This window comes from Brevibacterium sp. Lmc1, assembly GCF_057654315.1.
Genome location: NZ_CM172803.1, coordinates 3,215,455 through 3,228,769, shown reverse-complemented (window position 1 = coordinate 3,228,769; position 13,315 = coordinate 3,215,455). Strand labels below are relative to the sequence as shown.

Genomic DNA, 13,315 nt, shown 5'->3' with positions numbered 1-13,315 from the left:
CCTCCACATCGTGCCCGAGCCGTTGCCCGCGGTCCTACAGAAGTCGATCGATGACTCGCGCTGCCGCGTGTCCGTCATCGTTGGGGGCGTACTGTTTCGCAAACGATCGCAGTCGTTCTCTGTCCTCTTCCGTCACCGAGGATGCTCTGTCGATTTCGGCGAACAGCGCTGTCGATGTTGTGGCCACTGGTCCAGGCAGCTCCGTTTCGTAGTCGAGATAGAAACCGCGCAGATTGTCCCGGTAGTTCTCGAGATCATAGGCAAAGAAGATGATGGGGCGCTCGAGGACTGAATAGTCGAAGAACGACGACGAGTAGTCGGTGACCAACATGTCGCTGGCCAGGAAGAGCTCATTGATGTCGGGGAATCCGCTGACATCGATGATGTGGGCCTTCAGCTCCTCCGGTATTTCGAGCTTCGTATTGATGAGGAAGTGGGTGCGAACGAGGAGGGTGACGTCGTCGCCGAATCGTTCCACGAAGTCCTGCGGATCGAAGGGCCACTGGAATGCGAAGCGGCCTCGGGTTGTGGGCTGGTCATCGCGAAAGGTCGGCGCATAGAGCACGACGGTGCGCTCTCGGGGTATCGAGAGACGTCGGCGGACGCCGGCCCTGATCTCATCCGTGTCCGGACCCCTCAAGACGTCGTTTCTCGGGTACCCCAGTTCATAGACCTCGCCTGTGTAACCGTAGGACGATCGCATTGCCTTGGTGGCGTAGGGCGACGGAGACACCAAGGCATTCCACTGTGCCGATGCTTCTTTGACACGGTCGACATACCCGGGATCGCGGCCGTAGAAGTTGTCCTGGTCGAGGAACATCCGCTTCAGCGGCGTCCCGTGCCAGGTCTGGATGTACACGCCCTGATCCCTGCGGTGAATGTAGTTGGGGAAGTTGTGGTTGTTGATCCAGTACTTCGCCGTCGCGAGATGCCAGAAGAAGGCGGGGGAGTGACGCTTGACCACCGTTGTGTGCTGGTCGGTCACGGGAAGTCGCTTATGGTAGATCCACACCTTTCGTCGGGTGTCGCCCTGCCGGATGAGTTCCTCGTGGATTGCCCGAGGACTGTCGGCGTACTGCTTCCCCTGCCCGGTCTCGAAGACGATCGTCTGCTCATCGAGCGGAGCCAGACGCATCAGCCTGTAGAGTCTCTTCATCACCGGCAGGTAATACCTGTTCCGCCGTGCAACCCGATAGACGGACTGAGCCGTCTCACTTTGGATGCGGTCGGACATGGTGATATCAGGCTTCGTCGAGTTCTGAATCGCTTCGAAGATGCGCTCCCGGCTGGAGGTGTCTCTGTGAGTCAAGAACCTGTCAGCGCGCCTGCGGAACTCCGGAGCCATTGCCCCACCAGACTCATATGCCCTCTCGACCGCGTCGAGGACCCGAGTCTCTTCGGCGACAACAGGTCCGGGGAATTCTGCGACCGGGTCCGCATGCGGTTGGGCGAAGCGGTGGTCGTCGAATTGATAGTAGACGACGGGTTTGTGGAGGAACGCGAAGTCGAATGCGACGCTCGAGTAGTCGGTGACGAGCATCGAGCTCTGTTTGAGCAGCAGCTGGACGTCGATCTCGCCTTGGACGACGACGCGGATGCCGAGGTCATCGAAGTGCGAACTGAATTGCTGCATGTTCGGGTGCAGACAGAAGATCGGTGTGAGTTCGTACTTCTCGATCAGTGCTCGCAATCGGTCACTGGTGAGCAGAGACTTCCATCTCTGAAAATAGTCGGACTCGACGAAACGCTCTGGGTCCTGCAGCCACGGACGCCAGGTCGGCATGATCATCAGCTGGCCGCGATTGACGTCGACGTCGTCTGCCAACAGTGCATCGAACCGGGCAAAGCCGGTCACCGCCACCTGCTCAGGCGCATACCCGAAGTCCTTGACGAAGAATTCCTTCTCACGTTCGGAGCAGACAGTGATGAGATCGACGTCGAATCCACGAACGTACCGTCCGTAGTTTGGCACCATCCACTTGGCGGCGGTGACTCCGTGCTGCAGAAAGACCTTATCGGCCCGCAGCGCTTTCTCGAATTGAGGCTCTCTCGTCGGGTAGAGGAAATCGGGGTGGTGGGTCCCGATGATCTTGTCAGCGGCAAGCGCCGCCTGGATATGGTCATGTGAACGGAAGTCGATGACGTTGTCGTAGCCGTCGAGGTTGACCCGTTCGGGGGAGTCCGGCTCGATGACGTAGTAGGCGTCGACTTCGGGATGTTCGTTCCGCATGTATCGGAAGAATTGGAGCCCGTTGTCCTGTGCCTTATACGGCAGTTCGCCGATCAGCCAGACGGGTTTGCGATCAGACGACTTCGGAGGATTCCAGGACCGCCGGCTCGCAACCAGGCGCTGCATATAGTCAAAGGCAGAGGCATTGAAAGTCTCGAGGTGGAGTGACGGATACTTCGCCTTGAACGTGTAGTACGGAATGATGGAAACGCTCTTGTCGCCGGAGGACACTGTGCTGCCGGTGGTGCCGAAGCGGACCAGGTAGCGGCTCTTCCCGATTCGGGCGCGCTTGGGCTCATCGCCGAGGACCGGGTCGAGGTCGAGGTACAGGTCGGCATTGTCGTCGCTGATCTCGTCGACGAGGTCGTTGAAGTCGAGAGCTGCGGAGAACCTGTAGTAGTTGAGTCCGAAGCGTCGTTCCGACAGCTCGTCATTGGGAGCGAGTTCGACGTCGACAGTGGCACGGAATCCCGAGGTTCGGCCCACCACGACGAGTTTTCCGCCCGAGTATTCGGTTCCCCGTGCGATGACCCGGCCCTCGATTTCGAGCCTGCCGTCACGGATCGTCAGCCCCTCATTCCGAACGTCGGCAAAGGGGCGGTGGGGACGATCCACCTCGATGGCGATGTGACCATTGCGGTTGACCAGCGGATAGCACTCGTGGTCACCGACTTGACGGTAGGCGAGGTTCTCGGTGCGAGTGCTTGTGGCTCGTCCGAGCCGGACCAAAGCGACAGTCGTGCCGTCGTATGAGGTCTCGACGGCGGAACTCGGCATCTCGTCCACGTCGTAGTCGGCATATTCGACGTAGAGCCGCAGGACGAATCCGGCTGTCTCATCACCGTCGGCACCTGGCTGCGGAGGCGAAGTCCAGTCGGACAGGTTCGCAATGAGGGAATCGAGGTCGATGGTCGCCGTGCGTACCGCAGCGCCACCCGCATCGGCGGCAAGAGCGTCCAATTCCTCCAGCGAGCCGATGCGGTGCAGATCGTTCTCATGTTCCACCCATAGTCCGCTCGGGACGACGGGGGAGGCTGATGTGAGGTCGATGTGGAGCAGGTTCTGGGCTTGAACGAGTTCGAGCGAGGCCACTTGGGCAGAATGCGCTGGCCCCGTCGCGGACGTTCGTGCTGAGGCACGGGCTGCCTTCTTCAACGTCCGTCTGGCTGTGCCCAGAACTCTGATCGCCGATCGGGCGACGAGGTTTCTGAACTCCACTGTGGATTCCTCCAAAACATCGTTGTCGGGTGTGGTCCACGCAATTCCAGTCTAGGTCCACATCGTCCCAACAGGCAGGAGGCTATGCCGAATACCTGCGACCGAAACGGAAGAACTCTGAGGTTCGTCCACGGTAGCCCGAACCATCGGCAGGGACTAGGGTGTGCCCCGAGGGGCAAAGGCAGCTCTCAACCGACGACCAATGGTGGCGTGCACATGAGTAAGCGATTTCTGATGCGTCTGGGCAAGACTCCGTTCGAGGTCTTCGACGGTTTCGATACGCTCGATCGCAATACCATCGGGCGAAACAACGGCAACCTGATCTTCGGTATGGCCGCTCACAAACTGTTCTCGACAGCAGACACCGTGGTCGACGCGAATCGCTACAAGATCAACGGCGCGATGGCGCCGAAGGTCAATGACGAGTACGACGGTTTCATTCTGCCGCTTGCGAACGCCTTCCGGCCGGGGTTCGAGGCAGAACTGGTTCGCACCACCGATTTCATCGAAAAGCTGACGATCCCTTTCCTGATGCTCTCCGGCGGAGCCCAGCTTCCGCTCGACGGTGACCCCGCCGCGCTGAAGAAGATCGAACCGACGGTCAGACGATTTGCTAAGGCGGTGCTGGAGAAGTCCAGCGCGCTGACAGTGCGGGGAGAGCTGACCGCGGACTATCTCAAATCTCTCGGCTTCAAAGACGTCGTTGTTGTCGGGTGTCCATCCATGACTATGAACGGCCGCGGGCATCGGGTGGACAAACCTGACGTGCTGACACCCGGCTCGCCGATCGCCTACAACCTGCAGACGAACAATCCCTTCGGCAGCGAGCTCATCCGCGACGCAGAGTCGAACTTCGACGCGACGTATATGCCACAAGATCTCGCCACGCTCGAATTCATGCTGTGGGGCACTGATCCTTACCGGGGGCATGATCGAAGTCTGCCACTCGACCGGAGCCATCCTCAGTTCACGGAGAAGAGAGCCCAGTTCCAGCTGGATGCTCCAGAATGGATGCGCAGGATGGGTGAGCTGAGCTTCTCATTCGGTCCCCGCATCCACGGAAACGTCGCAGGCATCCTCGCCGGCACTCCCGGAATCGTCCTCGCTCATGACGGTCGGACGCTCGAACTGTCGAGATACCACGGTGTCCCGGCCATCGACCTGACCGTGGAAGAAGCACCGCTGACGGTCGCCGAACTCTACGAGAGAGCCGACTTCTCCGAATTCAACCGAGGCCACGCCGAGCGATTCGACCGACTGGCTGACTTCATCCACGCCAATGGTTTCTCGCACATCTACGAACCCGGCCAGGAAGAGGCCCTGGCCGACTACGGCCACCGCCTCGACGCCGTGGAGTTCCCCGAACCGCAGACGAGTCTGTGGCAGGATCGTCCACCTGAATTCGTCCGTATGGCCGCAGTGCTGCAGCAGCGCTACCTTGCCCTGAAGAAGACTCAGAAAGGACTGAAGTCCGGGACCGGGTCAGGCGGAGCGGCAGATCTCGAGAAGCGTGTACGTGACCTTGAGAAACGGTTGTCGATGACCGAAGCCGCATTGAAGAAGTCACAGGCGTCGGCGGCAGAAGTCCGCGCCACGGCGAATCGGACCGACCGGAGGCTCAACAAGCTGCTGGGGATTCCACTCGGGGTGAAGAATATGCTCGGTCGGCGTCGCCCCAGATGAGACCACTACTGGTCTGCGACCTCATCGATCTTACGAAACCGAGGCCCGATCATTCTCGAACCTCGACGCCACCGGGAAACGATCGTCGAAGAAGTGAGCCACGAGCCGATCGACTTTTTCCTCAGAGCCTTCCGGTAGGTCGGTCTCATTGAGGCAGAAGACATCCAGATCGGTACGTCGGGCGACTCTGAGCAACCGCAGCTCGAGGTCCTCCTCGGCGAGGTCGACGAACTGATACCCGATGCGTCCTTCCACGGACATGCCTCGTGCAAACGCATCGAAGTGGTGCAGGGACGAAGGGATGGAGACATCTTCCGGAGCACGGAAAGGTGACGCCGCGACAGTGGCGAACAGATCGGGCTCTTCGGATTCCATCGCCTCGAGGACCATTCGCAGCTGTGGGTGAGGGGTGTGTTTGAACCGATGGGTGATCGTGTGCCCGTATTTCTCGAGAACGTAGTCCCTCCCTCGCTTCGCCGCCGAGATGATGGGGAGGTCCCGGGGAGTCCAACTGCCGATATCGACTGGCACTGTCGAGGGAAAGTGCCGGGTCAGGCCATTCGCGGTGAAGAACAGTTCCGGGTCGGTCGGACGGAGGAAGAAGCAGTCGTCATTGAGGTAGAGGTAGTGGTCGGCCAATCCCGGGATGTGATGCAGCTGCGATTCGATGGCGTGCGAATTGAAGACGGGAAGCACACTGGGGTCGGAGAAGATATCCCGGTGGTCGACCACGGTGATCTTCGGATCGTCGGTGTTCAGCCACGATGGAATCTGCCCGTCCGTGACGATGAAGATCCGACGCACCCACGATGCATAGTATTCGAGCGAACGCAGAGAGAAGCGCAGCTCATCGCGTGAGGTGAACCGAGAGTCGGAGACGGAGCTCGGCGCGTTTGTTCTCAGATCAGCGTCGTCTCGAGCGGCCAGCATCCGCGCGCGCCATTTGGGATCGGAGCCGTCGACCCAGGTGTAGACGGCGTCGACCGGTTCGCTGAGCACTCGAAGATGAGGCGCCGGCAGTCTGAGCCGACTGTTGTTGGTGACGGCAGCATGCCAGACCGTCGGTTCGATGTAGTCGACGGTGAGGGAATGATCATTCTGGCGTCGGACCAGAGTCCCCGGCAGGTGGTTGCCGCCGTCGGCCCGTGGCGTATCGCTGTTCACCCTCTTCCAGAGCTCGACAGTGACAGTCAGCGCAGAGGTGGTGAGTTCCCTGCCGTTGACAGCACGGAGGCGCCGAAGGCACGTCACGCTGCCGATCCGGGCTGGGCGTTCGCGAGCAGTTCGTCGGCTCAGCCTCGCGCCTCGGACATTGCGGAACCGGACCGACCAGGTTTCATTTCCGTCCCTCACATCGTTTCCCCCATCCGGAAGACCGAGCAAGGCAGCCACGATTGCACCGGTGTTCTCTGCGTCGACGATCAGAGTCGGGCGGAAGTGGCTCAGCCGGGGGAGCTCTGCGAATTCGATGTCGGCATCGGTCAACGCAGAGCGCACTGCCGAAAGCGCCTGGATCTGTTCGTCACGAGCATCAAATGTTGACGGCTTTGTCGCGGATCGGTTCGGGGTCGAATCTCGACGTCTGAGAGACGCCGGTTTCTGCCAAGGCTGTTCACCATGACGCGTTCGAGAGAACCAGGCCTTACGCTCGGGCGTCAACTTGTCGGCGAGGAACGAACGCACCGACGACGGTGAGTACCACATCCTGGTAACGCCTCCTTGCGTTATACCGGAATCAGGGGATCGGCGGCAGTGATAAGGGGATACCGCCAAGGTTCATTGAGTGTGACTCTATCGTCCCTGCTCGATGAATGGCTATCAACTTGCTGATGAACCTCAAGGGTAGTGTCTGCGAATTCTTCCCAGTCGGCTCGCCCAATCGTCACGTTTAACTACCCAATACCCCAGTAAGTCTTGCCAAAATCGCAACTTATGTGCAGACTGTAGTGGTGGTCACGACAGGCAATGGTGCTGAAAGCACAGAGACGTCCCTGGTCAGCCGTGTCCGAACCGCCATCAGAGACGCAGGAGTCAACCACAGCGAAGTCGCCCGACGGATCGGACTCGACGCCAGCAAGCTCTCGAAGTCCCTCGCCGGAGTGCGGAAGTTCCGGGTCGAAGAGGTCTCTCGCATCGCTGAACTCACCGGGGTCACCACCGATTGGCTGACGACCGGCCGGAAGGCACAGCTGCCTCGGCGAACCATGGGCACCGACATCCCGGCGGCTCTCATCGAATCGTCTGCCCGCCATGCCGCAGCTGATGGACGGATGGAGGATGTCGATGGGGAAACGGCATCCGGACCTGCTGCTGAGCAGGACTGGATGTCGAAGGGCACCCGCAACCGGCTGAAGATCATCGCCGCGGCCTGGAGACTCTATGCCGACCTCGGCATCGACAAGGTTCGCACCGAAGACGTGGCGGACGCGGCCGGGGTGAGTGCCTCGGCGGTGAACTACCACTTCCGAACGAAAGACCAACTGCTGCAGGCGGCCCTTCGCTACTCCCTCGACATCATCGCCGAGGCGCGACACCTCAACGCCGACGACCCGATCTCCGTGCTCCGGCACTTTGCCCGCATCCACGCCGGGGTCAACGTCAAGATCCGGCGGGTGTGGTCGATCTGGCTGCAGTGCTGGGCCCGCGCCGCCACAGATGACAACGCACGTGAGAACCTTACGGCCGTCTACGGCGAATGGATGAGCATGATCGCCAGCCTCGTCGACAGCGGTCAACGCTCGGGACTGATCCGCACCGGCGACACTGCACTCATGGTCAAATCTCTGGCGATCTTCATCGACGGACTCGGCGTCGCCCGCAGCACAGGTCAGGTGCCTATCGCCGAGGATGAAGCGCTGCTCATGCTCGAGAACTACCTCGCCGCTCACGTCCTCCTCGAACCATCCGACGACACCCGACACCCGAAGTCAGACCGGGTCGCCTCAGGCAGCCGGCCCGACCCGACGTCCTAGGAAGAAGACACATGAACACACCGAACCGAAGACAAGCGCTGGGCGCGGGCCTTGCCGTGGCCGGCGTCGCAGGCTTGAGTGCCTGCGGCGGAGGGGCCGTCGGCGCCGCCGACGCCGGCGAACCTGTCAAAGGCGGATCTCTGCGTGTCGGCGTCACCGGCGGCAACTCCGCGGACACCGTCGACGCCCATATCCCCGTCAACAACGGCGACGTCTGCCGCGCCGTCAACCTCTACAACGCCCTCTACGGTTGGGATGACGACTCCCAGGTCGTGCCGCTGCTGGCCGAATCCATCAAAGCCAATTCCGACTCCACCGTGTGGACGTGCACGCTCAAGGAGGGCATCAAGTTCTCCGACGGCAAGCCGATCACCTCCGAAGACGTCGTCTTCACGTTCGAGCGGATCAACGACCCCGACGATCCGAAGACCGCGGCCGCGAACTTCTCCATGCTGGAGAAGGTCGTCGCCAAGGACGACCGCACCGTCGAATTCCGGCTCAACGAACCCAACGGCCTGTTCAAGGACGCCGTCGCCGAATACACCGCGGCCATCGTCCCAGTCGGCTACGATCCGAAGAACCCTGTGTGCTCGGGGCCGTTCAAACTCAAATCCTTCACCGCCGCCCAGTCGACGGTGCTCGTGCCCAACGAGCACTACTTCGACTACGACAAGATGTACCTCGACGAGGTGGAGGTACTGAACTTCAACGACGACGACGCCCTCATCAACGCCCTCCTGTCCACCCAGGTCGACGCAATCGCCGGCATTCCGCTCGCCCTCGTCGAAGTCATCGACGCCGACGAACGCATGTCCATCCTCAACTCGAAGACCGGCATGTGGCTGCCCTTCACCATGCGCGTGGACAAGAAGCCCTTCGACGACGTCAAGGTCCGGCAAGCCTTCCGGCTCGTCGTCGACCGGGAACAGATGATCGAACAAGTGCTCTCCGGCTACGGCACCCTGGGCAACGATATGTTCGGCCCGCTGAGCGAGAACTATCCGGAGTTCCCGCAACGCAAACAGGACCTGGACAAAGCGAAGAAACTCCTCGCCGAGGCGGGCTACCCCGACGGACTCGACGTCGAGCTCGTCACCGCCCCCATCCAATCCGGAGCCGTCGAGGCCGCCCAGGTCTTCGCCCAGCAGGCCGCCGACGCCGGGATCCGGGTCAAGATCCGCAAAGTCGACGCCACCACGTTCTTCGGCGACGGCTACCTCCAATGGGACTTCGCCCAGGACTTCTGGTACACCCGTGACTTCATGCCGCAGGTCATCTCCTGCGCCCTGTCCGAATCACCCTTCAACGAAACCCACTGGGACGAACCGAAGTTCAACAAGGTCTTCGACAAGGCCCGCGCCATCCCGGAGGCAGAGAAACGCCGGGACCTGGAACACGAGCTGCAGAAGATGCTCTACGACGAAGGCGGCTACATCGTCTGGGGCTTCGCCAACCAGGTCGACGCCTTCCAGAAGTACGTCGGAGGGCTCGTCCCGAACTCCACTGGACGACCCCTGAGCGGTTGGAGATTCGACCGCGTATGGATCGGAGAGGTCTGACATGTTCGGAAAAGTCATCGGTAAGCGGCTGCTCTTCTCCGCGTTCATCCTCATCGCCGTCTCCCTGCTCGTCTTCGGCGCCACCCTGCTTCTGCCCGGCGATGCCGCCCGTGCGATCCTCGGCCAACAGGCCACACCGGAGCGCATCGCGGCCCTGAACGAACAGCTGGGACTCGACCAACCCGCCTGGCAGCGGTACTTCACCTGGCTGGGAGGACTCTTCGTCGGAGACTTCGGAACCTCCTCGGCGACGGGCGGATCGGTCGGTGCGCTCCTCGCCGATCGGATCGGGGCCTCCTTCATCCTCATGGGACTGGCCGCAGTCATCTCCGTGCCCTTGGGCATCGGACTCGGCGTCTATCAGGCTCTGCACCGCGGAAAGCGCCGCGACCAGGCGATGACCGGAATCAGCCTCGTGCTGGCGGCCATGCCCGAGTTCGTCATCGGCATCGGCCTCATCGCGATCTTCGCCACCTCGGTGTTCCAGATCCTGCCGGCCGTGACCCTCGCCCCGCCGGGAGAACCCGTGTGGAACCGTCCGGAACAGCTGATCCTGCCGACCCTGACGCTCATCCTCGTCGTCACTCCCTACATCGTGCGGATGATGCGAGCGACGATGATCGAAGTTCTCGACTCCGGATTCGTCGAGATGGCGCGTCTCAAAGGTGTCCCGGAGAAGCGCGTGATCATGCGTCACGCCGTGCCCCACGCCCTCGGACCGGTCGCTCAGGTCGTCGCGATCCAGCTGGCCTGGCTGGCCGGCGGTGTGGTCGTCGTCGAGTTCCTCTTCCGCTACCCGGGACTCGGCCAAGCACTCATCGATGCGGTGACCTACCGTGACGTGCAGGTCGTTCAGGCGATCTCCATGCTCGTCGCCGCCGTCTATGTCGTGGTGAACCTGGCGGCCGACGTCGTCGGCATCCTCACCAACCCGAAACTCAGGAGCGCAGCATGAGCACCGACGCCAACAGTCTTGATGACCTCAAGTCCGCGGCCACCGATGCCGCTGAGGTGCCCAAGGAATCCGCCACCACCTACGTTCCCTTCTACAAGCGGGTGCTCGCTCAGAAACAGGGCAAGATCGGTCTGACGATCACCGTCGTCATCGTCGTGCTTGCCCTGTGCGGACCGCTGCTGCTGCCCTGGGCCACAGGCAACACCGCCACCCAGTTCGTCACGAAGCCGTTCAGCCCTTACGGCCTGTTCGGTTCGGACAACCTCGGCCGCGATGTGCTCTCCCGATTCCTCGCCGGCGGTGTGACGCTCATCGTCTACGGTGTGCTCGCCACGGCGCTCGGCATGATCGTCGGTGCCCTCGTCGGCATGCTCGCCGCCTACATCGGCGGGACCTTCGACGCTGTGATCATGCGTATCAACGACGTCTTCCTCGCCATCCCGCAGCTCGTGTTCGCCCTCCTGGCAATCACAGTGTTGGGACCGCAAGGATGGGTGCTCGTCACCGTCATCGGCCTCACCCACGCCCCGCGCATCGCCCGTGTCGCGAGGTCCGCGACGCTGGGCGTCATCACCGAGGACTACATCAAGGCGGCCGAGATGTACGCGATGCCCAGGTGGAAAGTGCTCATCCGTGAGCTGCTGCCCAACATCACCGGACCGCTGAGCGTGGAGGCAGGACTGCGTCTGACCTACTCGATCGGCTACATCGCGTCGCTGTCGTTCCTCGGACTCGGTCTGCAGCCGCCCGCGGCCGACTGGGGCCTGATGATCAACGAGAACCGCATCGCCCTGTCCATCCAACCCTGGGGTGTGCTGCTGCCGGTCGTTGCGATCGCGCTGCTGACCATCGGCACCAACCTGCTCGCGGACTCCTTCGCCCGAGCCACCGCATCAACATCCGTGGAGGCATGATGAGCCCGAAGACAGAGACCGTTCGCCACGATGATGCGAACGAGCCGAACGAGAAGATCGTCCTGCGCGTCAGCGACCTGCGCGTCCTGACCAATGCCGGGGACGAGATCCTTCACGGAGTCGACTTCGCCCTGTCCCGAGGAGAGATCCTCGGACTCGTCGGCGAGTCCGGTTCCGGTAAGACCACGGCCGGCCTGGCCTGCATGGGACACTTCCGGGAGGGCCTGAAATTCGGGTCCGGGTCCGTGAGCATCTGGCCGCGCGGTGACGCCACCCACCTTGAGGTCGGCGACCTCGACGAGGTGGCTCTGCGAGATCTGCGCGGATCCCGCATCGCGTACATCCCTCAGGATCCCGCGCTCTCGCTCAACCCGGCAATGCGTGTGGGTGAGCAGATCCGGGAAGTCCTCGACATCCACGGATTCGGAGCTTCGGAGAAGGAGCGAACTGATCGCGTTGCAGAGGTGCTCGTTGACGTCGGCTTGCCCGGGGATCGTGCCTATCAGCGACGCTGGCCCCATCAGCTCTCCGGCGGTCAGCAGCAGCGCATCGGCATCGCCATGGCCTTCGCCATGTATCCTGACGTGCTCATTCTCGACGAACCGACGACGGGTCTGGACGTGTCCACGCAGTCGGTCGTGCTCGACACGATCCGGCAGATGACGGTGGCGAACAACGTCGCCGGTCTCTACATCACCCACGACCTCGCGGTGATCAAGGACATCTCCGACCGAGTGGCCGTGATGCTGCGCGGCGACCTCGTCGAAGAGGGACCGGTCTCGGCGGTGCTCGAACGTCCGCAGCACGACTACACGAAGATGCTCATGGCCGCAGTGCCCGACCTCGCCGGACGCAAGACCATCGGCGACGGGGCCGCGGAAGCAAAGGCCGTCACCGAGGCCGACGAGAAGAAGCACATCCTCGTCTCGACAGGGGAGAAGCACGGCGATTCGGAATCGGATCGGTCCGTTGCTGACGGGGTGGCCGCCTCGGCGAAGGACCGGGACAGCGGGGCCACGAATGCACCTCTACTCGAGGTCAAGGATGTGGCGCTCGCCTACGGGAAGGCGCAGATCCTCGACGGGATCAACCTGACCCTGGAGCCGGGGGAGTGCACGATGCTGCTCGGCGAATCCGGATCGGGCAAGACGACACTGTCACAGTGCGTGGCCGGGCTCAACGACGACTATTCGGGCTCAGTGAAGCTGCGGGGAACGGAGCTGGCACGGTCGACGCGCAAACGCACGAACCAACAGCGCGTGGGCATCCAGTACGTGTTCCAGTCGCCCTTCTCCTCACTCAACCCGCGCCGGTCAATCGGCCAGTCGCTGACGGTGCCCTTGGAGATGAGCGGTCAGGGCACGGCCGCGAGCAGGAAGGCCGCTGTCGAGGAAGCACTCGATTCGGTGCGGCTAGGACGATCGTTCTATCACCGGCGTCCCGGTGACCTCTCCGGCGGTGAGCGGCAGAGGGCCGCGATCGCCCGAGCGCTGGTCAACGCGCCGTCGGTGATGGTCTGTGACGAGATCACCTCGGCGCTCGACGTCAGCGTGCAGGCGTCGATCGTCGCCCTGCTGCGGACCCTGCGGGAAGAGCGTCAGCTGGCAATGCTCTTCGTCACGCACAACATCGCGCTGTCGCGGCATATCGCCGACAACCTCGCGGTGCTCAACAAGGGCAAGATCGTCGACTACGGACCGACCGCGCAGGTGCTTGAGGATCCGTCGCACGAGTACACACGGGCGCTGATCGCCGACGTGCCGAAGTTTTGAGGGCTTGTGGCA

General features: G+C 62.1%; 8 protein-coding genes. 6 read left to right on the top strand and 2 right to left on the bottom strand.

What is annotated here, in order from left to right; all coding sequences use genetic code 11:
* Positions 1-34 precede the first annotated feature (34 nt).
* On the bottom strand, positions 35-3,322 hold the full coding sequence (locus AC239G_RS14415; RefSeq protein ID WP_487489141.1) for a CDP-glycerol glycerophosphotransferase family protein: 3,288 nt from the start codon (positions 3,320-3,322) through the stop codon (positions 35-37).
* 342 nt (positions 3,323-3,664) lie between these two features.
* Between AC239G_RS14415 and AC239G_RS14410 the strand changes: the two genes are divergently transcribed.
* Positions 3,665-5,131 (top strand): polysaccharide pyruvyl transferase family protein, encoded by a 1,467-nt coding sequence (locus tag AC239G_RS14410; protein WP_487489140.1) that lies wholly within the window; start codon positions 3,665-3,667, stop codon positions 5,129-5,131.
* Positions 5,132-5,161: 30 nt separating this feature from the next.
* Here the strand turns inward: AC239G_RS14410 and AC239G_RS14405 are convergent, their stop codons facing one another.
* A complete protein-coding gene (locus AC239G_RS14405; RefSeq protein WP_487489139.1) occupies positions 5,162-6,295 on the bottom strand; it encodes a Stealth CR1 domain-containing protein in 1,134 nt (377 codons plus the stop codon).
* Positions 6,296-7,080: 785 nt separating this feature from the next.
* Between AC239G_RS14405 and AC239G_RS14400 the strand changes: the two genes are divergently transcribed.
* From AC239G_RS14400 to AC239G_RS14380, 5 genes are read left to right on the top strand one after another with little or no spacing between them, the layout of a single operon-like run.
* Positions 7,081-8,103, top strand: coding sequence for a TetR family transcriptional regulator C-terminal domain-containing protein (locus AC239G_RS14400; protein ID WP_487489138.1), 1,023 nt, complete (start codon positions 7,081-7,083; stop codon positions 8,101-8,103).
* Positions 8,104-8,114: 11 nt separating this feature from the next.
* Positions 8,115-9,662, top strand: a complete 1,548-nt coding sequence (locus AC239G_RS14395; protein WP_487489137.1) for an ABC transporter substrate-binding protein — start codon at positions 8,115-8,117, stop codon at positions 9,660-9,662.
* A gap of 1 nt (position 9,663) precedes the next feature.
* The gene (locus tag AC239G_RS14390; RefSeq protein WP_376905742.1) at positions 9,664-10,617 is read left to right on the top strand and encodes an ABC transporter permease; all 954 of its coding nucleotides are present in this window, start codon (positions 9,664-9,666) and stop codon (positions 10,615-10,617) included.
* Positions 10,614-11,531: an ABC transporter permease gene (locus AC239G_RS14385; RefSeq protein ID WP_487489136.1), complete on the top strand. Its 918-nt coding sequence runs from the start codon at positions 10,614-10,616 to the stop codon at positions 11,529-11,531. Before AC239G_RS14390 ends, AC239G_RS14385 begins: the two co-directional genes overlap by 4 nt.
* Positions 11,531-13,303, top strand: a complete 1,773-nt coding sequence (locus AC239G_RS14380) for an ABC transporter ATP-binding protein (protein ID WP_487489135.1) — start codon at positions 11,531-11,533, stop codon at positions 13,301-13,303. The genes AC239G_RS14385 and AC239G_RS14380 overlap by 1 nt, the downstream gene beginning before the upstream one ends.
* Positions 13,304-13,315 lie beyond the last annotated feature (12 nt).

Bases quoted from the DNA above. Each gene is read 5' to 3' on its own strand.
- AC239G_RS14380 (WP_487489135.1), top strand. From the start codon at position 11,531: ATGAGCCCGAAGACAGAGACCGTTCGCCACGATGATGCGAACGAGCCG.
- AC239G_RS14395 (WP_487489137.1), top strand. From the start codon at position 8,115: ATGAACACACCGAACCGAAGACAAGCGCTGGGCGCGGGCCTTGCCGTG.
- AC239G_RS14410 (WP_487489140.1), top strand. From the start codon at position 3,665: ATGAGTAAGCGATTTCTGATGCGTCTGGGCAAGACTCCGTTCGAGGTC.
- AC239G_RS14385 (WP_487489136.1), top strand. From the start codon at position 10,614: ATGAGCACCGACGCCAACAGTCTTGATGACCTCAAGTCCGCGGCCACC.
- AC239G_RS14390 (WP_376905742.1), top strand. From the start codon at position 9,664: ATGTTCGGAAAAGTCATCGGTAAGCGGCTGCTCTTCTCCGCGTTCATC.